This window comes from Planctomycetaceae bacterium, from assembly GCA_041398825.1.
Classification (GTDB): Bacteria; Planctomycetota; Planctomycetia; order Planctomycetales; family Planctomycetaceae; genus F1-80-MAGs062.
The window spans coordinates 111041-132495 of sequence record JAWKTX010000004.1 but is presented as its reverse complement, the minus strand read 5'-3'; the positions used below and the strand labels follow the sequence as shown (position 1 = coordinate 132495).

Genomic DNA, 21455 nt, shown 5'->3' with positions numbered 1-21455 from the left:
GGGCCAAAAAACACGGAGTTACAGTTCCAGGCTTTGTCATTGAGGCTGCGAATGCGGAGAGGCTGTCGGAAGGGTTAAGCGAGGATTGCTCTGCCGCCACAACGTCCTCCTGCTGCCGCGCTGAGGAGAATAGAGCCGCACAGCAGGCCTGCAGCAGATGCGCCACAAAGAATACAGGGGCACATGCGGAAGTCTGTTGTCAACGTCACAACGACCTCAGAAGAATCGAGTGTGCTCTTAAGTCCGAGTCACAGATCTCCGCTACCGGGGGCATCCCGATAATGAACACCGCGGCAAAGCGTGCATGCATCTCCCGGCAATCTTCGAGCTGCTGCTCACGCAGGAGGCCAGAGCATGCTGTAAAGATCACATCGACCGATGGCCGAAAGTCGCTGCGTTCAAAGAAATCACGCACCAAATGGGTGACTGCCATTGAAGCTGCCAGGTGCCATGGGAACATGATGTTCTGGATGTCGGTACTGACGCCCGCCTTCGTTCGGGATCTCCGCTCCGAAATTCAGTCCACGGACCCTATTCACTGTGTGAATCCCATTGAGTCAGAACGGCAGCCGGAATTCAGTGTTCCCGCACCGCTTCCTCCCCCGCGCCTTTGCTGACCTCCCTTCGGATTCAGAGCATTCATTCCTGGAGCGTCGGACGCTGCGCGGACAACTTCCGGGGGGCCATGCCCGCTCGCATGACGCCCAAGCCGAGGCGCTGTACGCGGCCCAATGGCTTTGCCTGCGACTCTGTGGCGTTTCGCCGCCCAGATCGAAGATTTGTTGTGTCTGAATCCTTTTCCCCTGGGTCCTGACCGATTCGGGCAGCCTGCGTTGGTGCGCTCGCTCAAGCCTGCCACGGTTCGCTCTCCACACAGCTTCCGCTGCGCTTGTGGCGAGCGTGCCAACCCCGGCTGCTTCGAATCCAGGATCTCAGTGCGCGATGATTTCACAGCTGACTTTGCATTTCAAAAACCAACGTTCTGTCATCGAAAGCGACATTCGCCGTTCGGAATCGACAGACAGACGGGAGTCTATTCTTATGCCTTTTCTTCATTCAGAAATCCGCAAACGCGGTTTCACCCTCATTGAACTTCTGGTCGTGATTGCGATCATTGCCATCCTGATTGCATTGCTGCTGCCTGCCGTACAGCAGGCGCGGGAGGCGGCTCGGCGAACGCAATGCAAAAACAATCTGAAGCAGATTGGGTTGGCGATTCACAACTATGAATCAACCTACTCATTGTTCCCTGGAATGGCTGCCAGCAGCACCTGGGGGCGATCAGTACATGCGGCCATTCTGCCGTTTGTAGAACAGGCCAACCTGGCCAATCTGATTGCCAATGATGCTCCGTTGATGCTGGGGTCCGGCGGCAGCCAGACGCTGAATCCGGTTCACACCATGGCGGCGAAGACCATCATCCCGTTCTACATGTGTCCCAGCGATAACGGAATGGAAGTATTCGATGGCATTCCGAACCTGCCGCTGCCCGATCAGGCGTTTGCAGGAACAAATTATCGTTATTGTACGGGTTCCGGGACGAATACGAACTACGATTTTCGAGCTCGCACGGACGGCCTGTTCTGGTGGGCCTCGGCGTCGAAGTTTCGTGACGTGACGGACGGAACATCCAACACGGTGATGTTTTCGGAATCGCGTCGAGGCAACGGTATCGACAGTACGAATGCCACGCCCGATGATCCTCAGATTCAGATGGCTCGTTATGGGGGCGGTGGACTACTGGCCGCTGGTCAGGGCTTTTCCGGAGCCCCCGGCCATAACCCGGATCTGGCGGTCGCCGCGGCAGCCGCCAACGGCAGTCCTCGCTGGGACGGGCGACGCGGTATGTCGTGGATCTGGTCTCACGGTCACACGGGTTCCTTCAACACCTATGTGCCGCCGAACTGGAAAGATCCCGACGTTCATCGCAATGGCATCGGCTGGTTTGCCGCTCGCAGCCTGCACACAGGTGGAGCACAAGCGCTGCTGACTGACGGTTCAGCGCGCTTCATCAGCGACAACATCGATCGATCCACCTGGCAGGCGCTGGGAACTCGCGGCGGCGGCGAAGTGATTGGCGAGTACTGATCGATGGGAAGTCTCATTGACACGCAATGGCCATCTTTTCACGCCGCATAAGTCTCATGAAATGACGAATTGCGTTCGGCCACGGGGGCAACGGTTCGATGCTGACCGCCCAGCGTTTCCATAACCTCACAAATATTCAGAAGAAAGAACTGACCATGAAGAATTTGTTTACGTTGATTTGCGCATCCGTGATTGCTGTTCCGGCCTTGGCTCACGATACGTGGGTCGAAGTCAATACTCCGGAGGTTCGTGAAGGCAATGTCGTTCACGTGGATCTGAAACTAGGCAATCACGGCAATGGTCATCGCGACTTCAAGCTGCACAGCTTGATTACGCTCGATCATGCATCCCTGGCGGTGAAAGCGCCCTGCGGCTGCACCACCGATCTCAAGCCGAATCTGATCGGCACGGCCTACGAACCAAAGCAGGGCTACTGGACCACGCCTTACATCACTACGAAGCCCGGCTTGCATGTGGTGTCTCATGAACTGGACACGCTGCACGGAAAGATTCGAGCGATCAAGAGTGCCAAAACCTACTTCGTGGTTGGTCCCGATCCGTCCGCCACCAAAGGGCCTCTGATGCGTTGCGACCGAGCACTCGGCCATCCCCTGGAACTGGTGCCGCTGACGAATCCCGTAACCGAAAGTGGTCCGGGCAAACCAATTCGCGTTCGCGTGCTGTTCGAAGACAAGCCGCTGGTGGATGCCAGAGTCACGTTTATCCCCCGAGGCCAGGCATTGGCGGAAGAATTTGATGACAAATTTGAACGCCGCACCGATGCCAATGGCGAAGCAGAATTCACGCCGACCGAAGCCAACATGGTGCTGGCCGTCATTCATCACCAGGAACCCGAACGCAGCGGCGAAGGGTATGACAGCACCTACTATTCGGCCACTTTAACGGTTGCCGTTCCTCAGGTGCCCTTTCCAGCGCCCGCCGCACCGGCGACAGCAAGCCGATAACGAGTGTTGTGGGGATGGAGATTCGAACAGACCAAAGTGATCCACTGATTGGCGATTCGTCCAACGTTCTGAACACAGCGCTGGCACAAAGATATTTCCAGAGCTGCTGACGGACGTGGCGTTGTTCGATGGCGTCATCCTGACAGCTGACATGCCAGACAGCTGACATGCCAGACAGCTGACATGCCTGACTACACTCGTCAGAGGGAACAGGAATTGGGCGGCTTTAGTTTTCCGGTGTTGTCTGATCCGGCTTACATCGTTTCAGAAACCTGGGGCGTTTACGTTCGAGCATCCGACCCACAGCAGGAAGACATGCAGCACGGCACGTTTGTGATCGATCGTGATGGCACGGTTGTCTTCTGCCAATCGAGGTTATGAACCCTTTGTTGACAAGCGTTCGCTGCTGCACTGGCTGAAGGACGCCCACTTGGCCGCAGCATCCAGCACTCAGATTGCCGTTTCGACATCCAGCCAGTTGAAGACTTCGAACTGATTTTGCGGCTACTTTTCAGGGCGTCCCGGCAGGGCACAACCACGGCAAGTGTCCTGCTTCCGGACGCCACGCGATAACGAATATTTCGCAGTACCATTACGGAAAACAATTCAATGAAAACACAATATCCCATATGGGGACACACATTCATGCGAGACACACTGATCGGCATGGGCTTCATTCTGTTCACCTTCTGTGCGTGTCTGGCTGGCGAGGAATCCGCCAGTCCCGAACGCTGGCCCGGCTTTCTGGGAATCGGCGCGACGGCGATTGATCCGGCAACGCTGCCTTTGGAATGGTCGCCGACCAGCAATGTGAGCTGGCAGACCGAGCTGGTTGGCACCGGTCAGTCGAGCCCGCTGATCTGGGACGACAAAGTGTTCGTCACGTCCATTGACGGAACCATGAAGGAAGATTGCCACGTCACGGCGATGGCTTTGGCCGACGGCACGAAGCTGTGGGATTACAAGACGGAGTCGGCTCAACCGGTTCGCAGCAACTATTTCCAAAGCCGGTCTGCTCCGACGCCTGCAGTGGATGGTGATCGAGTATACGCGTTCTTCGAAACCGGCAAGCTTGTCGCACTCAACCATGATGGCAGCGAAGCGTGGGTGCGCAATCTGGTGGATGAATTCGGTGAATTCGAAGTTCGCATCGGACTGGCATCTTCGGTGGCACAAACGGCCGACAGCGTTTTCGTGCTGGTGGATCACGAAGGACCATCGTACCTGCTGGCGGTCGACAAAGTCACCGGTGAAACCAAATGGCAAACCGAACGCTTCAGCCGCCAAAGCTATGCTTCACCGATCGTTCTGAAAATCGCAGGGCAGCCTCAGATTGTCGTCAGTTCAGCGGGCAGTGTGGATGGATACGATCCGGCTACCGGAGAACAGTTGTGGACGATGGAAGGTGTTGGAGGCAATCGCAGTACAACTCCGCTGCCGTTTGGTGAAAGTCGTTTTCTGGTCAGTGCGTCACCCGGCATGCACGACGAACAACTGGACGAAGCCAAAGAATCCAACTTTGCGATGCAGGTGGTGAAGACCGACAGCGGTTACGAAACCAAAGTTTTGTGGAAGGCTGCCAAGGCGATGCCATCATTTGGTTCGCCGATGGTTCATCAGGGGCTGGCATACTGGGTGAACAATGTCGGAGTGCTGTATTGCTTTGACGCGGAAACGGGCGAATCCGTTTACACCAAACGGTCCGGACAGCTGTGCTGGGCAACTCCGCTGGGACTTGGCGATCACATTTATCTCTTCGGCAAAGACGGACTGACAACGGTCATCGCTGCCGGCCGCGACTTCAACATCATTGCGAAGAACGAGCTGATCGAAGGCGCTGTGGAGGCGGGCGAAGCCGATGTGAAGCGTCGCGAAGAACGAGACCATCAGCACGGCGGAGCTTCCGATGATCCGTCTAAAGAATCCAAACGAGCTGGCGACGCCACCGCTGACAACGGCAGCAACGAAGAACAGCCCGTGCGGCGCGGTGGCCGACCGGGAGGTGATTCGAACGAGACTGGCGGCGGTCGGCCGACTCGTCCTGCTGCGGGCGGCGATTCTTCGGAAGACGGAGGTCGTCCGTCGACTCGGGACGGACGCACGTTTGCGGATCCGGTTCAGTACGGTTACGCGGCTGTGAACGGTTCACTGGTGAGTCGCACGGGAGGCAAAGTGAATAGCCTACGCAAAGCCACAGGTGATGTCGGCGAAGTGAAAGCTGTGAAGGTTTCTGCTGTGGAAGGAGACGACAAATGACATCCTTCTTATCGGCTCCACCACGCAGAATTCAGCGTCCGCGCCTTGCGACCGAAGATCGCATGCGAACGTTTGCGAACATTACGTTCTGCCTGTGTTCACTGTTCACGTTCGGCAGTGCGTTCGCAGCGCCGCCGCTCGACTTTGAGAGCGAGCCCATCAACTACACCAACGCGAAGCCCGACAACGTGGTGTCAAAGCTGCAGACGTTGATCGACAGCGGTGAAAAGTCGCTCACGTTTGAAGACCAGTTTGGATATCTGCGATCGGTTTTGAAGGAACTGGATATTCCCGAGTCGTCTCAGATGCTGACGTTTCTGAAGAGCAGCCTGCAGCGACCGTTGATCGGTCCGCAGAATGCTCGAGCCTTATATTTCGGAGACGATGCGTATGTGGGTTACGTGCCGGATGGCATGCTGGAAATCATCGTGCCGGACGACAAGCTGGGCATGGTGTTTTACACACTTGACCAGGATCCCACCGCACCGAAGTTCGAACGCCAGGTGGCTCGCTGCATGACGTGCCACGCGTCGTCGCGCACCAAAAGCATTCCCGGCCTGCAGGTGCGATCGATGATGACGAATCCAGAGGGCGAACCTGTGATTTCCGCCGGAAGTTTTCGTACCGACCACGGTTCGCCGCTGAACAAACGCTGGGGCGGCTGGTTCGTGACGGGAACTCACGGAGATGCTCGCCACCTGGGCAATTTTCAGCTTCCGGACAACAAGCGTCCAAAGCAACCGGTCGACAATTCCGCCGGGGCCAACATCACCGAACTGTCGGCATTGACGGACCTTTCGAAACAACTGACGCCGCACAGCGACATCGTGGCTCTGATGGTTTTCGAACATCAGATTGACGCTCACAACCTGATGGTGCGCACCAACTACGCGTGGCAGATTGACCAGCATCATCAGCGAGAAGCCGCTGACGATGCGGTTTGGAAACAGGAAGCCGACAAGCTGATTGATCACCTGCTGTTCAGGAATGAACTGCAACTGGAGCACCCGATTCAGGGAACCAGTGAATTCGCCATTGAGTTCTCTCAGCGCGGTTCAGGCACCGACGAGCACCGGTCACGGCGTCGGTTCAATCTGAAGACTCGACTTTTTGAAGCTTCGTCCAGCTATACCACCGATTCCCGGTTCTTTGGTGCTCTCTCGGAATCGGTGCGAAGCTATGTCGCCGAACAATTGAGGATGAGTCAGGAAAACGTGTCGGTGCGTTGATGCCACAGGTCAGATTCGCCGCTCTTCATCGGGCAATTGACATCTAACTATCCGTTAAAAAGCGGGCCAGGGACGCAGGACGACTGGAAACCGTCGTGTTTTAAGGTCTCCTGCTTGAGCCAGTGCGGTTTTTCAAGAGGCTGTTAGCGACGATTTGAGTTTCTTTCTAAAATGGCCAGACAAGATTTGGCCCGCAAATGGATCGGAACGTCAGGGCGAAATCGGTTTGGAGCTTAATGATGGAAATTCTGACCGCATGTTGAAAACCGTGTTGAATCTTCTGGTCTTCTGTCTGCTGATTGGATGTTCCGGATCGGGGCGTACTTCGCCAGAAGAAGAACGATCGTCGAGTCTTGATGGTTCGCCTCCGGTTTCGGCTGCGGACGATGTCGGCCACAATGGATCGTCCGAAGCTTTTTTGCCAGTGAAGCTGAACAGCCAGTATCTGCCCAATTCTGTGCAATTGCATCCAAAGGTTATCTCAGGGGGATTACCCGAGGGGGATGCAGCATTTCAGGAGCTTGCAGATCTGGGAGTCAAAACCGTCATCAGTGTCGATGGCATGACGCCTGACGTGGCGATGGCTGCGAGGCATGGTCTGCGATACGTTCACCTGCCGCATGGCTACGATGGCATTCCGGAACAGAGAATCAAAGAACTCGCCAGGGCTGTGCGAGATCTACCCGGTCCCATCTACATCCACTGTCACCATGGCAAACATCGCAGTCCGACGGCTGCCAGCGTGGCTTGCGTGGGCGCCGGTCTGATTTCAGGGGAACTGGCCGTTCCAATCCTGAAACTCGCGGGAACCGACCCGGGATATCGGGGTTTGTTTGAGGCAGCTGAGCAGGCCACTTCGTTCGAAGACTCCTTTCTTAATGAACTACAAGTGGAGTTCAAAGAGGTTCAGGAGATTCCGCCGATGGCAGAAGCAATGGTGGATGTCAGTCATATCAGTGATCATTTGAAACAAATTGCCGAAGCGGGCTGGATTTCGCCCTCCAGTCACCCGGACCTGAAACCAGCACACCAACTGCTTCTGCTGCGAGAACTCTTCACCGAAATGCTGCGTACAGAAGAAGTCAAAGAACAGCCGGATGATTTTCAGGAATTACTGCGAGATTCTGAAGCGGCCACCCGGACGCTGGAAACAGAACTGGGCGAATGGAAGAGCCTGCAGCAATCTTCGCCGTCGCCCACTTCGCCGCCATCTGTTCTTACGGGGCATCTGGACCGCATTCTTGCCAACTGCAAGGCCTGTCACTCGCAATACCGTGACGTACCGTTAAATGAGAAAAAAGTTCATACCCGAATGGTCGATGATCAGAAATAATCCGCATCGATACACCATTCATTCTCGCAGTATGAACACAGCTGATGATGTCACAGTTGTTGATGTCACAGTTGTTGATGTCACAGTTGATGATGTCACATTGTTGCAATCTTCACTGATGAGATAGAAACAAACGCAGGAGCCCCAGATGTCGGCGGATCAACGTCCGAATGCCAACCCGGAAACTGAAAATGAGGAACCGCTCGATGATCGAATTGTCGGCCGGGCACTTACAGGCTCGATTCTTTCGGTTGTTGTTCTGCTGGCTATTGGGGGGATCATTTGGTGGTTGAATCGTCCCGAGCCTGAAGTTGTCGTGGAATCGATTGATCAGTCCGCCCTTCCCGAACGGCGCGTACTTCCTGAACTGGAAGTTCCAGAGATCCCATTTGCTGACATTACTCAGAAAGCAGGCATTGACTTTGTCCACGAGAATGGTGCCGATGGAGAAAAACTGCTGCCGGAAACAATGGGCGGGGGGACGGCGTTCTTTGACTTCGATTCCGACGGTGATGCGGACTTGCTGTGTGTGAATTCAACCGTCTGGGACTGGGCCAGACAAAAACCTCAAGAGCCGCCGACTTCTGCTCTTTACGAAAATGATGGGACAGGCAGGTTTACCAATATCACCGCCGGTTCCGGCTTCGACGTCCCGCTGTTCGGCAATGGCGTTGCTTGTGGCGACTTTGATAACGACGGTCTTGTCGATGTCTACCTGACTGCAGTGGGTCCCAATCGTCTGATGAAGAACATCGGAAACGGTCGATTCACCGATGTCACTTCCCGTATGAATGCAGCGGCTGGAAATACATGGAGCACGGCTGCCGGCTGGTTCGACATGGAAAACGATGGTGATCTGGATCTCTTTGTGTGCAACTACGTGCAGTGGTCCAGAGAAACGGACCTTTCGATGGCATTCACTCTGGATGGAAATCTTCGGGCGTACGGACGTCCCACGGACTTCACCGGGGTCTATCCCGTTCTGCTTCGTAACGACGGAGACCGCTTCACTGATGTTTCGCGAGAAGCCGGAATTCAAACACAAAGTCCGGACAATGGAACACCACTGGCGAAATCACTGGGGTTGACATTCTTTGATGCGAACGGTGATCAGCGGCTTGATATTCTTGTCGCCAATGACACCGTGCAGAACCTGCTTTACCTGAGTCAGCCAGATGGCACATTTTCAGAAAGCGGCGCAAGTGCGGGAATTGCATTTGACAATGCCGGCGGTGCCCGAGGGGCGATGGGAGTGGATTCTGGTTGCTTTCGCAACAGCAGTGCAATTGGCGTCGCGATCGGAAATTTCGCGAATGAAATGACGGCGCTCTACGTCTGCCAGAATCCCGGGGAGCCGTTTCCTGTCTTTCGGGATGAAGCAGTTTCGAACGGTATCGGCCCTGTCACTCGCGTCGAGCTCACCTTTGGAATTCTGTTTGTCGATGTGGACCTCGACGGCAGACAGGACATCTTTGCATCGAATGGACATCTCGAAGAAGACATCAGCAAAGTTCAGAGCAGTCAACAGTACGAACAGCCTCCACAGTTGCTCTGGAATTGCGGCCCGGACTACGAAAATGAATTCATAGTGGTCAATCCGGAAAAAACGGGTACGGAATTCTCCGCGCGCATGGTGGGTCGAAGTGCGACAATGGCAGACATTGATGGTGATGGCGATCCGGATTTATTCGTGACTTCGTCCGGTGGCAGGCCTCGCCTGCTTCGAAATGATCAAAAGTCGGGGAACCACTGGCTTCGATTTCGGTTACAGGGGAAGACATGCAACCGGGATGCGATCGGAGCAACCGTGCGTGTGACTCTGCCCGACGATTCTGTGATTTGTCGCACCGTGATGCCGACGCGAAGCTACCTGGCCCAGGTGGAATTACCGCTGCTCTTTGGCCTCGGCAAACATGAATCCATTACCGGGGCAGAAGTGATCTGGCCAGGTGGAGAGCGTCTCAATGTTCCCGTTGATCGTGTCGACCAGGAGATCGTGGTTGAACAACAATAACGAGTGCCAGCATCCGGTCGGCCGTCCGCGAATGCGACCGACCTGTTTCGTTGGCTGGTCCCGGACCGTTCCGACTTGAGCCTCGCATCATACGCGTGTTTGGCAGCGCTGCGAGCCCCCCTCCTCACGCCTGTCCGATCGGGATACCGTCGGCCTGTGACCCTTCCAGGTGCAAGCCATCAACAGCCTGCCGGCACCGTACGCGAAGCCACTTGAAAGGAACATGTGGTAAGCGGCTGTTTCGCCTTGCGGGTATCCGTTAACATCGGTGGGTGTTCGCTCGCAATCGCGTCGCCAGATTCTCCTCCGATGCTCACTTTTCACCCGACGATTGAATGTGATGGCTTCCAATCAGATCATGCTGCGATGTAGTGCCGTTCTTCGCTGCACAGCCCTGTGGCATTTTGGCGTTCTGTGGATAGCTCTGTTCCTGATGCCGGAGTCAATTGCGGCTGCCGAGCAGGTCCGTCCTCACGTGCTGTTCATTGCACTGGACGATCTTAACGACTGGATCGGCGTCCTCGGGGGCCATCCGCAAACGATCACTCCCAATCTGGATCGCCTGGCAGCGTCGAGCGTGGTCTTTACCAATGCCCACTGCGCCGCTCCTGCCTGTAATCCTTCGCGAACCGCGATTTTCACGGGAATCTCGCCTCATCACAGCGGCATCTACAGCAACGCCCAAAAGATGCGTGAGGTGCTACCGGACGTCGAGTTGCTGCCGAAGACACTGTCGCGACACGGATACTATTCGACAGGTTCCGGAAAGATGCTGCATTACGTTATCGATGCCCCCTCCTGGGACAGCTATTATCCCGCCGCGGAAACGGAGAACCCTTTTCCGAGGACGTTTCTTCCAAAGGATCGTCCCGTCAATCTTCCCGTCGGTGGACCGTGGCAGTATGTCGATACGGACTGGGGTGCTCTCGACGTGACCGATGAGCAGGGCGGTGGTGACTATCTGGTCACAGACTACATCATCGAACAACTGGCGGAATCTCATGAAGACAAGCCTGTTTTCCTGGCCTGCGGGATTTATCGTCCCCATGAACCATGGTTTGTACCGCAGAAATACTTTGAGCCTTTTCCGCTTGATTCCATTCAACTACCGCCCGGGTACCGCGAAGAGGATTTGAATGATGTTCCCGAGACTGGTCAACGGCTGGCTCGCAATCGCTACTTTCCCCACATTCTGCGAGAGGGGAAATGGAAGGAAGGCATTCAGGCTTACCTGGCGTCAATCCACTACGCCGATGCCATGGTAGGAAGGGTGCTGGACGCCCTCGACAACAGTGAGCATGCAGATAACACGATCGTTGTGTTGTGGTCTGACCACGGTTGGCATTTAGGTGAAAAAGAACATTGGCAAAAGTACACGGGTTGGCGAGCATCGACTCGAGTGCCTCTGATGATTCGCGTTCCTGAGGGTGTCCCGGGAATTCCTGCCGGGACGCAGCCGGGCAAATGTGGACGCCCCGTCAATCTGCTCAGCCTGGCTCCCACGCTGCTGGAGCTATGCGGTCTGCCCTCTGAAGCTCAACATGACGGCCCCAGTCTGGTTCCACTTCTGAAAGAACCGCAGGCCGATTGGCCTCATGTGTCCGTGACGTATCTTCACGTACCCGAAAGCTACGGCCTGAGTGCGGAGCGCTGGAGGTTGGTTCACTATCAGGATGGAACCGAGGAACTGTACGACATTCAGACCGACCCCTATGAATGGACAAACCTCATCGAGGATGGCCAGTATGCGGAACAGCGAGAGCAGCTGCGAGCCCTGGCACCGAAACAATTTGCTCCAGGTCCGCGTCCCAGCGTTGCTTCATTACCCTCCCTGAAGTGGAATCCTCTGCTACAGGAAAATGTACCGGCGTCGGCACCGGACGGAAACACTCTCGACGTCGTGTTTATCAATCAAACCGAGGCCGTGGTCAAACTTTGGTCGGTCAATCAGCAGGGCATACCTCTTCTGACGTCTGAGATTCAACCGAGCCAGGAGTACCGGCAACCCACACGTCCGGGCGAAGTCTGGCTGATCACTGACCGCGACGATCGCGGTGTCGGTTACTTTCGCGTCGGTGACCGTTCGGCCAGGGCGGTCGTTCCTGCAAACAAATAGTCCGTTCACTTCGTGGAAGCTCCGTGGCATCCTAAGCAGCGTTTCTCATTTCTGTCGACGCCAGTCTACCACGACTGTTGGGGCGCGATTGTGGAGTCTGAGTGTCGTCAACAATCTCCGATCGCTGAAGTGCGATTCAACGCCTTGTGAAGTCGAAATGTGTGACGATTCTGCAGATGGGATGGGCTTCGTGACCGTTTTTCATCCGTCCGAACCTGCAACGGGCACTATCGGCGGACGGAGCAATCCGCATGATTGATGGAGGTACAATGATCCTCGCCACAAGACGTGGAGCCAAATTCTGTAATGCGTTTTCGGCAAACAGGTTGCGGTGGTTCCCGGAATTCGTCAAAATTGGGAGGATGAGTCAGCCTTCGGATTGACAAAGAATTCCCGCCATTGAGCGTTACGAAGCTCGTCCCACCACCAGAACATCCTGGCATCGCCGCTCACCATTGTCGTTGCGGGCATGCTCCCACTCGGAAAGAATGAATCATGCAGAATCGCAGAAGTCTGCTTCAGGGAATGGCGGCGGGTGCCGGCGCGGCACTGGGGTTGTCATTGTTGCCGCAACAACTGATGGCCTCGCCGCTGTCAGCTGCGTTGCCTTTCACCAAAGCGACGTCGCCCAAACGGATTATCTTTTTTCTGCAGAATCAGGGCTTTGATCCGGCAACTTGTCTTCCGGAAGGCATGAAACGCAGCGGATCGCTTGCCGGTGTGAAACTACCGGAACCCATCAGTCCGCTGGAGCCCTTCAAGGAAAGGATGCACATCATCAACGGGCTGCATGGTCTGCATACCAGCCCGTCTCACAGCGCGTTCTTTGGAGCTCTGGGCGGATATCGGGGTAGTGATGGCGTGCCGCCAAGTGGCCCTACAATCGATTACGAGCTCAGCAAGGTGCTGCCGCAGACTCTGCTGCCCCATCTTTGCATCGGCATGGATTCCATTGAAAACATGACGACCAAGCCTACTCTGGCAACGCTTTCGGCCAGCGGTGCCGGTCAGCCCATCTTTATGCATTCGAATCCAAATCACCTGTATCAGATGCTGTATGGCGGCATCTCCACAGGCGACATTCGTCGCCAGCACGAAGCCAGATCGAACCTGTTGAATCAGATCGAATCGATGGCCGCGGCTAAAGGAGAATCGCTTCCTGCACAGGATCGTCAGCGGTACGGGCAATACGTTCAGGGGTTTCGCGACGTGAATGGCCTGCGAGGTCGACTCGAAACGGTTTCGGACCATCTGCGGAAATTCGCTCCGGAAGTTGACCGCCGGTACACCAAGCCGGAATTCGAAACGGACTGGCATGACGTACTGCTGGATCTGGGCATTTCGTCGCTGTCGTCGGGCATCACCAATACGCTGACGATCGGTTCTGGACGAGGCGAAATCTTCGGCGCATGGAAGGGGCTGGGGATCGCAGAGCAGGGCCACAACCTTGGTCACATGGATCAGCCGGGCAATCCCATCTGGATCAAGATTCGCCAGTACAACAGCCGGATGCTGGTGCGAATTATGGAGAAGCTCGAAAGCGTGCCCGAAGGCAGTGGCACGATGATGGACAACACGCTGATCGTCTACACCAGCAATAACGCCGACAAACAACACACCAGCGGAGCTAACTGGCCGGTGATGCTGCTGGGCAATTTCGACGGTGCTTTCAAAACCGGTTGCTTCACTCAGCTGGACGGCAAACGCCCGATCAACTCGCTTTATGCGTCCCTGCTGCACGCCGCGGGGGCTCCGTGTGATCGCTTCAACATGAATGAGCAACTCGCGAAGAAGTTCGACAGTGGCAACGGACCGCTGACGGAAGTTTTGACATGATCAGATTCGTTCTGACCCGATTCGCGCTGGCCCGAGTCGCGCTGACGTGGAGCGTTCTGCTTGTCATGGGGGGAGTTGCGGCAACCAGTCCTTGCCGAGCGTGCGCGGAGGAATTTACGCCGGGAGAACCGGTCGTTGGCGACTACGAAAGTTTCGCGCGAGGCTTTCTGCAGAGTCATTGCATTGATTGCCACGGCGAGACGGATCCCGAAGCGGGCCTCTCACTACATGACCTCGGTCCGGTCGACGAAATCAATGCTGGCACATGGCGCAGCATCTGGGCTCAGGTTGCTCTGAAGGAAATGCCGCCTGCCGATGCCGAACAGCCATCTGTGATTCAGCGGTTGAAGTTTTCGGAGTGGATTGTGGGCCAGCTGACGCAGGCCATGAGCGATAAAGGTGGTTTCCGTGATCATCTTGATCCCGGCAAAGGCAACTTTGTGGACCACGAGCTGCTGTTTGGTTCTCTGCCGGAAGGGATCAGGCTGACGCCAACTTCAAGCCCCGCCCGGATCTGGCGAGTCACCCGTGAAGAACACATTACTCGGCTGAATGAACTGATCAACACCGAACCGGAATACGATCCGACGAAGCCCGGCCTGCGGACTCACGGCGACGCGGTTCCCACCAACCATGGTGGCGAACTGAAACTGTACTTCGGTACTGATCGAATCATTCAATGGCAGGGCGGCACGGTGGCCTATGCGACAGCCGTCAAGAGCGTTCCCGCGGTGCTGTCGACGGCACGGGACCATGGACTGGAGAATTACCCGGATTTCTACACCGTCAACAGTGCCGAAGCCACACAGATTATGGACGTGGCGGACGACATCATTCGGTACATGGCTTATGGTCCGTTGAGTATCGCTGAGCCGTGGCAGATTACCGACGATCCCAAGTCCGTGGCCGAAAAGATGAAGGGCGATATTCGCGGGCTGCCCACCAGCATTGTTTACAACACCAAAGTGGTTCGCCCACTGACGCCCATCTACGAGCTCATGAACCAGGAGGGTGTTTCGGACGAACGATTGCGAGCAGCGGTTGATTTTCTGTTTGAGGCGTTGACGTTTCGCCCACCCGCCGAGTCAGAATCCGAAAACTATCTGGCGGTTGTGAAGGAGTCGATTGATAAGCTCGGCAAAGAAGACGGCGTTGTGCTGGGTCTGTCATCGATCTTCCTTGATCGCGACGCCCTGTTTCGACCAGAACTAGTGCGACAGGGACAGCCCGATCAGTACGGGCGCGTCATGCTTCAGGACTGGGAACTGGGGCTCGCTGTCAATCACGCGTTCCGTTACATCAAACCGGATGAAACGCTGCGAACAGCCGTTCTCGATGGTCGGATGCGAACGCGGGACGACGTCCAGCGTGAAGTGGAAAGAATTCTGGCGGACGAAACGATCCGCAAGCCGCGAATTCTGCAGTTCTTCCGTGACTATTTCGACTATGACCGTGGTGGCTACATCTGCAAGGATGCCAAAGCTTTGGCCGACACCGGTGTCAGCAATCGCGGAACTTCGCACTACAACGCCATGTTTGATGCAACCGCCAGCACCGATCGACTTGTGGAACTTATCCTGCAGGAAGATCGTGACGTGCTGCGGCAACTGCTGACAACCGACAAGGTCGTGGCAACTCGCGACGACCGTGTCTATTTTGGCCGACGAAATTCGAAAGAAGAAACTCAGGCATCCGTTGCCGCGTCCAGAAAGGCGGAAGCCGAATCGTTGAAGTCAGAGCTGGCCACCCTGGAGTCGGCACAGCAGGCGCTGGCCGAACTTGAGAGATTTGTGGAGCAGAACCCTGACGAAAGCCGGGCGAAGCGAAAGGAAATCGCCGATGCCAAACGAGCCGTTGCTGCGGCCGAAAAAGCTCTGGAGGCACAGAAGAAAAAACGAGGTGCTGTCAATCACAACGTAACGGAAGCGAAGCTCAACGGCCCGCAGATTTTTGCTCGTGTGACTCGACGCAGCTTCGGTGCCGGGTCCATGAAGCCGGAACGCATTCTCGCGACTGTCCCGGAAGGTCAGCGGATGGGAATACTGACGCATCCCAGCTGGCTGGTTTCTCATTCGGACGCCATGGACAATCATGCAATTCGTCGTGGGCGATGGATTCGCGAACGGTTACTGGGCGGTGGCATTCCGGATGTCCCTATTACCGTTGATGCCATGCTGCCGGATGAACCCCAGAACACTCTTCGCGAACGCATGCGAGTGACTCGAGAATCCTATTGCTGGACATGTCATCGCAAAATGGATCCCCTGGGTCTGCCGTTCGAAATGTTCAACCATGCCGGACTGTACCGTGAAACGGAACTCGGCAAGCCGGTTGACGCCAGCGGTGAAGTCATCGATTCAGGCGACCCGGCTCTGGATGGCAAGGTTGCCAACGCGATCGAACTGATCGAAAGGGTCTCTGCGAGCGAACGGGCGGAACAGGTCTTCGTGCGTCATGCGTTCCGATTCTGGATGGGACGTAATGAAACGCTCAACGATGCTCCCGTGCTTCAGGCCGCACATCAGGCGTACAAAGAAAACGGCGGCAGTATGAAATCGCTGCTTGTGTCCCTGTTGACTTCCGACGCTTTTCTTTATCGCAGACAAACTGAGCAGGTAGCGGCTGAGTAAGTCTTCCAGTGCCATTGTCGGATTCAATTTCTCGGTGGCGGTTTGCAGTTCATCGATCGCGTCAGCATGTCGTCGGGAGTTTCAGGTCGCGCCGGAATTGGTCCTCGCTGAAATCGGACCGCAGGATTTCTACCCAACGCCGGAATCAGGCCGAAGGTGTTGATAACATTTGCTCCGTAACAATGGAACCTTTGATCGCGAGTCACCATGTCCAGACAATTTCTGCTGTTGCTATGGGTCTTACTCTCCGTGGACTGCATGGCCTTTGCTGATGATCGGCCGAATATTCTGTTCATTCTGGCCGATGATGTGGGGCAGGAAGTTCTGAGTTGTTACGGTGGTCAGTCGTACGACACACCTCATCTGGATGAACTTGCTCGCACCGGCATGAAGTTTCGCCATGCTTTCAGCATGCCGGTCTGCCATCCCACACGCCTGACACTGATGACGGGCAAGTATCCATTTCGGCACGGGCCGGTGACGTGGGGCGATTTTCCCGTGGTCGAAGAACCTCATACCTGGGCAAACCTGGTTGCCGAATCCGGCTATACGACATCCATTGCGGGCAAGTGGCAACTATGTCTGCTGAAAGATGATCCGCTTCATCCACATCGAATGGGTTTCAAACACTTTGACCTGTTTGGCTGGCACGAAGGGCCTCGATACTACGAGCCCATGATTTATCGGGACGGAATTGTTCGTGACGACACCATCGGGCATTACGGACCAGATCTTTACGTCCGCGGGTTGATCGAATTCATGAAGGCCAATCGAGACCGTCCGTTTCTGGCGTATTACTCGATGGCTGTCTGCCACGAAGTGACTGACGATCTGGATCCACCCGTGCCTCATGGTCCGTTCGGTCGGTATGACAGTTATCCGGAGATGGTCGCAGAGATGGATCGGAACGTCGGAAGACTGGTCGCTGCTCTGGAAGCCCTCGGACTGCGGGACAACACCCTGATTGTTTTCACCGCCGATAACGGAACGCCTCCGGAAATCATCATTCGAGCTGATGGAAGCGAACTGATTCGAGAACCCGTTGTTTCCCGCCAGAATGGGCTCGACATACCGGGTGGCAAGAAGAAGCTGACTGACGATGGAACGAACGTCCCTCTGATTGCAAACTGGCCGGCAAAAATTGCCCCGGGACAGGTTGTGGATGATCTGGTTGATATGAGCGATTATCTGCCGACATTCGCTGAACTCACCGGATCCACTTTGCCTCCGGATCGCCCAATCGATGGGATCAGCTTCGCGCCGCGACTGCTGGGCACCGGTCAGTCGGCCCGTCAATGGGCATATGCAGAAGAGGCGGTGCTTCCCAAACCCGGAGGAGTGGAACCGGATGGAAACAGCAGCGGCCTGCGCTGGGTGCGAACCGGCGAATGGAAACTTTACAACGACGGCCGTCTGTTCCATATGAGCGTCGACGATCGGGAGCAGTATCCGATCGCTGCAACCGCCGCCGACGCCGAAGCCGCATCCCAACGTCAGCGACTTCTGAAAGCCTTTGATCAAGTCAAATTGCCGACACGTACTTCGGACCGGTAACTTCGCAACCAGCCATCCGCAGAATGGAGGGCCTGGGCGATGCCCAGTCCGAAATGCCACGGCCTTTCAGGCCGAAAGGCTGCGCCAGGTCACCGTCTCGAATTCTTCCGCGGCTTCGCACCAGCTTCCATCCTTCATGGTGAGCCATGTGCTTTGGCGGCATCAGAATCGTCTTTGTCAGAGATCTATCGCAATTCTCAGAGCGGAATGCGGACGAAACCGTCCTGCTGGAGATTGACGTTGGCAGTTAAAGCGGACACCGCCACAGCGACCTGTGGTACCAGCTGATTCTGCTGAGCGTGCTTGTGAGCCAGCGACTGTCCACAAACCATGAACTCCACGCCGGCATCAGTCAGTTTCCCGATCAGTTCGAGATTGGGATTTCTGTCTCCCTCAAAACGCTTCGTCCAGTGTTCGTCGGCCAATCCCAGCAACGTTGCTTCCCCGTGCATGACCACAACCACTTTTACCTGAGTGGATTGTCGTCCCGCTCCAGCGTAGATATTGACAAATCGTGCCACCTTCTGCAGACCGGCATTCACTTCGTCCACGTTTCCGCCGGAAGTCAGGTCCACCAGCAAACGTGTCATTTCACGCGGTTGCTGTGATGCATCCGGAAGCTGCACCACGCCACCAAAGTCCTGCACCTGAGGATAGATCAGCGGCAATTCATTTTCCGATGCCATCTTCGGTGATTTCAAAGCCGCAGTGGGAACGGCATGAGATTCGTGCGCTTCCTCCATGCCCTTCGCGACAAACGCAGATACGACTTTTGCATGGGCCTGCAGAAGGAGGACAACGGTGCGATTGTCCGACCGCTGGGTGACCTCGACTCCTTTGGTTGTATCCTTGTACTCCAGCGTCATGGGCTCTTTGACTGAGAACAAAGCTCGGAACAAAGGATCCCACATTCTTACAGGGCGGCCGTCTTCGATTCGCGATGCCATCGCCGCCACATGTTCCTGGATCTTTGCAACAACCTCTGGGTTGTCGGATTCCGTGACGCTGTGAAGTCCGTCCGGCAGATTTTCGACTGTTCGCCGAATCTCCTTGTGGTGATCCAGAAGAAAGTGAAATGTGTCGCGATCGTCTAAGAACGAGTCGTCACCAGCAGCTTCGTCCGGGTGTGGAGAGGCTTCGCCCGCGACTCCATCTCTGGCTTTCGATTGATCCCCGTCCTGAGCATTATGAATGCCCTGCCCGGAATTTCTGCCACGACCTTGTCCCTGACCACGTCCGAATCCAGGGCCATGGCCAAATCCGGGTCCACGCCCGGAGCCGGGTCCCTGAGCGTACACGTCAGCACTGGCGACGGCCAAAAACAACACCGCCAGAGCCAATCTCATCCAGGTGAGTGTCGTGAGCTTCAATTTGATCGGGTTTGATGCCGTACCAGCATGTTCAAAACGTCGCATTTTGTTCTCCAGCCCTTCTTGAGGAGGGGCACGCAAGAGGTCTATCGTTCATGCATCAGCCCATCAACGTGCGGGCGACGACAAAGAGTGCAATGAAAACAATACCGATGGCAAAGATTCGCCTGAGACGCGGCCCCGAAATTCTCGTGACAAGCAACGTCGACAGCGTGAGTCCCAATGCTCCACCGATCAGGAAGAGGGCCGTTAGCTGCCAGTCCAGAGTTCTGCCGCGAAGAAGGAATGACGTGACCCCGGAAAGACTCACCAGGACAATAATCAGGAGGGAGGTCCCAACCGCCCGGTGCATCGACATGCCGCCGAACGTCACCATTGCCGGTACGATGACGAACCCTCCACCAACACCGAAGGTCCCGGACAGGACGCCCGTCAGAACCCCTGTCAGCAAAAGAATTACTCTGCAGCGTGTGGTGATTTGCCCGTTCCCATCACACACTGGTTTTGATTCACCGGCCAGTACATCTGTGGGTTCAGCGGCAGGACCCGGTAAATCAGGCTCAGACCGCCGCCACATAAACGCAGCAACACCAAGCATGATTCCAGAGAACAATACCAACAGTACCGTCTCCGGAAGCAGCAGACTGATCTGAGTTCCCAGCGGTGCTCCCACCATGCCTGCCGCGGCGAACATCAACCCTGTTGCAACTTCAACATGTCCACGGCGGAGTCGCTGAATCACTCCCAGAAGCGAAGTCATTCCGACTGAAGCCAGGGAAATTCCAACGGCGTCCGCAGCGGGTACTGCAAGTCCATACACTAACATCGGGACGGCCAGCAGCGTGCCGCCACCGCCGGTCAACCCAAGAGAAAGTCCAACGAGGACCCCGAAAAACACGCTCAGGGCGTGCATGTCCGTGCCTCTGCCGACGAACCATTGACACGGTTCCACGGCATTTTTGCCAGCATCAGGCCCATACCACAGGTATCAGTGATTCCGGCGAACACCAGACCAGCTCCAACAAATGCCGACAGACCTGCGTAGCGTGGATCATTCAATAATATTGCCGACGCGCCACCCAGGAATGAGAGCATCCCCGCCGCAATTCGTACCTGCCGTTCCAGAGAAATTACTTTGCGCTGACTGCGTACCACGGGCAAGCCGGCCTTTTCCCATGCCATTGTCCCCCCCTCAATGTTCACGACATTTGTGAAACCAGCCGCTTCAAATGCTGTACACGCTTTCCCTCCGCGACTGCCCGACCGGCAAACAACATACAGGGGCCCCTCGTTCTCATCTCGAGAAGCCATCACGTCTCCCGGATCCAACTGATCCAGAGGTATGTTCTTCGCGCCTGTGATGTGGACCTCGTGATACTCCATCGGGGTTCGCACATCCAGAATCTCAATCTTGTTGTCCGCGCAAAGCTTCGCCAGTTCTTCGCAACTTATCGTCCGAGCCATCTCACTGAACTCCGTCGCCCTGTTTCAAAATACAATCTGTTGATTGCTCACCATCGAGCAACCCGGAAACTTAAACACTCCAAACATTCCAGCAACACGACAGCCAGGTCCAGATGAGAAGACAACTGCCTGGTTTTGGTGTGATCAAGGCCGCTGGACCAGAAAGCGACTCTCAACACAGTGCATCAGTTTCTGAAGATGTGGTTCCGCAACCCTGTAGAAGACCTTTCGGCCTTCTCGCTCACTGGTAAAAAAGCCACACCGCTGCATCAGTCGAAGGTGTTCCGAGGCAACGTTTTGGGGGACACCGGAATCCTCAGCCAGCTCCCCGACGGTATAGCGACCGTGCAGAAGCATCTGCACCATTCGCAGCCTTACGGGATGGGCCAACGTCTTCAGACATTCTGCAGCTTCTGCAAGCGCCATCATATCGGGAGGTCGGAGGGCAAAATTGCCACCGCAACTCACCGCATCTTCCTGTTCGAAATTACTCATCTGCACCTCCTTACAGCAATATATCGCAACCTTGCGATATGACGACCAGCTTTCCGGGGTGTTTTGATTTTTTTTGGCGAAAATACTTTCCGATGCCGTCCCGTG

General features: G+C 55.7%; 15 protein-coding genes. 11 read left to right on the top strand and 4 right to left on the bottom strand.

The window, feature by feature from the left end:
• The first annotated feature begins 1041 nt into the window (after positions 1-1041).
• The 11 genes from R3C20_08915 to R3C20_08865 all read left to right on the top strand — a co-directional run bounded on the left by R3C20_08915 (position 1042) and on the right by R3C20_08865 (position 18021).
• The gene (locus tag R3C20_08915; GenBank protein MEZ6040615.1) at positions 1042-2088 is read left to right on the top strand and encodes a DUF1559 domain-containing protein; all 1047 of its coding nucleotides are present in this window, start codon (positions 1042-1044) and stop codon (positions 2086-2088) included.
• A gap of 155 nt (positions 2089-2243) precedes the next feature.
• The gene (locus tag R3C20_08910; GenBank protein ID MEZ6040614.1) at positions 2244-3053 is read left to right on the top strand and encodes a DUF4198 domain-containing protein; all 810 of its coding nucleotides are present in this window, start codon (positions 2244-2246) and stop codon (positions 3051-3053) included.
• A gap of 183 nt (positions 3054-3236) precedes the next feature.
• Positions 3237-3434: a hypothetical protein gene (locus R3C20_08905; protein MEZ6040613.1), complete on the top strand. Its 198-nt coding sequence runs from the start codon at positions 3237-3239 to the stop codon at positions 3432-3434.
• 228 nt (positions 3435-3662) lie between these two features.
• Entirely contained in the window at positions 3663-5309 is a 1647-nt protein-coding gene (locus R3C20_08900) for a PQQ-binding-like beta-propeller repeat protein (protein ID MEZ6040612.1), read from the top strand.
• Positions 5306-6538 carry a hypothetical protein gene (locus tag R3C20_08895; protein ID MEZ6040611.1) on the top strand — a complete coding sequence of 411 codons (1233 nt, stop codon included), beginning with the start codon at positions 5306-5308 and terminating at the stop codon, positions 6536-6538. The genes R3C20_08900 and R3C20_08895 overlap by 4 nt, the downstream gene beginning before the upstream one ends.
• A gap of 256 nt (positions 6539-6794) precedes the next feature.
• Entirely contained in the window at positions 6795-7871 is a 1077-nt protein-coding gene (locus R3C20_08890; GenBank protein MEZ6040610.1) for a hypothetical protein, read from the top strand.
• Positions 7872-8019: 148 nt separating this feature from the next.
• Positions 8020-9885, top strand: coding sequence for a CRTAC1 family protein (locus tag R3C20_08885; protein MEZ6040609.1), 1866 nt, complete (start codon positions 8020-8022; stop codon positions 9883-9885).
• A gap of 340 nt (positions 9886-10225) precedes the next feature.
• A complete protein-coding gene (locus R3C20_08880; GenBank protein MEZ6040608.1) occupies positions 10226-12001 on the top strand; it encodes a sulfatase-like hydrolase/transferase in 1776 nt (591 codons plus the stop codon).
• A 495-nt stretch (positions 12002-12496) separates the two neighbouring features.
• Positions 12497-13837 (top strand): DUF1552 domain-containing protein, encoded by a 1341-nt coding sequence (locus R3C20_08875; GenBank protein ID MEZ6040607.1) that lies wholly within the window; start codon positions 12497-12499, stop codon positions 13835-13837.
• A complete protein-coding gene (locus R3C20_08870) occupies positions 13834-16467 on the top strand; it encodes a DUF1588 domain-containing protein (GenBank protein MEZ6040606.1) in 2634 nt (877 codons plus the stop codon). The genes R3C20_08875 and R3C20_08870 overlap by 4 nt, the downstream gene beginning before the upstream one ends.
• A gap of 207 nt (positions 16468-16674) precedes the next feature.
• Entirely contained in the window at positions 16675-18021 is a 1347-nt protein-coding gene (locus R3C20_08865) for a sulfatase-like hydrolase/transferase (GenBank protein ID MEZ6040605.1), read from the top strand.
• A gap of 197 nt (positions 18022-18218) precedes the next feature.
• On the opposite strand, the gene R3C20_08860 is transcribed toward R3C20_08865, so the two are convergent.
• The 4 genes from R3C20_08860 to R3C20_08845 form a co-directional block, all read right to left on the bottom strand.
• Complete coding sequence (locus tag R3C20_08860; protein ID MEZ6040604.1) at positions 18219-19436, bottom strand: DsrE family protein; 1218 nt, start codon at positions 19434-19436, stop codon at positions 18219-18221.
• A gap of 55 nt (positions 19437-19491) precedes the next feature.
• Entirely contained in the window at positions 19492-20304 is an 813-nt protein-coding gene (locus R3C20_08855) for a sulfite exporter TauE/SafE family protein (GenBank protein MEZ6040603.1), read from the bottom strand.
• Entirely contained in the window at positions 20292-20855 is a 564-nt protein-coding gene (locus R3C20_08850) for a rhodanese-like domain-containing protein (protein MEZ6040602.1), read from the bottom strand. The genes R3C20_08855 and R3C20_08850 overlap by 13 nt, the downstream gene beginning before the upstream one ends.
• Positions 20856-20999: 144 nt before the next feature.
• Complete coding sequence (locus R3C20_08845) at positions 21000-21350, bottom strand: metalloregulator ArsR/SmtB family transcription factor (GenBank protein ID MEZ6040601.1); 351 nt, start codon at positions 21348-21350, stop codon at positions 21000-21002.
• Positions 21351-21455 lie beyond the last annotated feature (105 nt).

Coding starts and splice junctions, on each gene's coding strand:
- R3C20_08915 (MEZ6040615.1), top strand. CDS start 1,042: ATGCCTTTTCTTCATTCAGAAATCCGCAAACGCGGTTTCACCCTCATT.
- R3C20_08910 (MEZ6040614.1), top strand. CDS start 2,244: ATGAAGAATTTGTTTACGTTGATTTGCGCATCCGTGATTGCTGTTCCG.
- R3C20_08905 (MEZ6040613.1), top strand. CDS start 3,237: ATGCCTGACTACACTCGTCAGAGGGAACAGGAATTGGGCGGCTTTAGT.
- R3C20_08900 (MEZ6040612.1), top strand. CDS start 3,663: ATGAAAACACAATATCCCATATGGGGACACACATTCATGCGAGACACA.
- R3C20_08895 (MEZ6040611.1), top strand. CDS start 5,306: ATGACATCCTTCTTATCGGCTCCACCACGCAGAATTCAGCGTCCGCGC.
- R3C20_08890 (MEZ6040610.1), top strand. CDS start 6,795: ATGTTGAAAACCGTGTTGAATCTTCTGGTCTTCTGTCTGCTGATTGGA.
- R3C20_08885 (MEZ6040609.1), top strand. CDS start 8,020: ATGTCGGCGGATCAACGTCCGAATGCCAACCCGGAAACTGAAAATGAG.
- R3C20_08880 (MEZ6040608.1), top strand. CDS start 10,226: ATGGCTTCCAATCAGATCATGCTGCGATGTAGTGCCGTTCTTCGCTGC.
- R3C20_08875 (MEZ6040607.1), top strand. CDS start 12,497: ATGCAGAATCGCAGAAGTCTGCTTCAGGGAATGGCGGCGGGTGCCGGC.
- R3C20_08870 (MEZ6040606.1), top strand. CDS start 13,834: ATGATCAGATTCGTTCTGACCCGATTCGCGCTGGCCCGAGTCGCGCTG.
- R3C20_08865 (MEZ6040605.1), top strand. CDS start 16,675: ATGTCCAGACAATTTCTGCTGTTGCTATGGGTCTTACTCTCCGTGGAC.
- R3C20_08860 (MEZ6040604.1), bottom strand. CDS start 19,436: ATGCGACGTTTTGAACATGCTGGTACGGCATCAAACCCGATCAAATTG.
- R3C20_08855 (MEZ6040603.1), bottom strand. CDS start 20,304: ATGCACGCCCTGAGCGTGTTTTTCGGGGTCCTCGTTGGACTTTCTCTT.
- R3C20_08850 (MEZ6040602.1), bottom strand. CDS start 20,855: ATGGCTCGGACGATAAGTTGCGAAGAACTGGCGAAGCTTTGCGCGGAC.
- R3C20_08845 (MEZ6040601.1), bottom strand. CDS start 21,350: ATGAGTAATTTCGAACAGGAAGATGCGGTGAGTTGCGGTGGCAATTTT.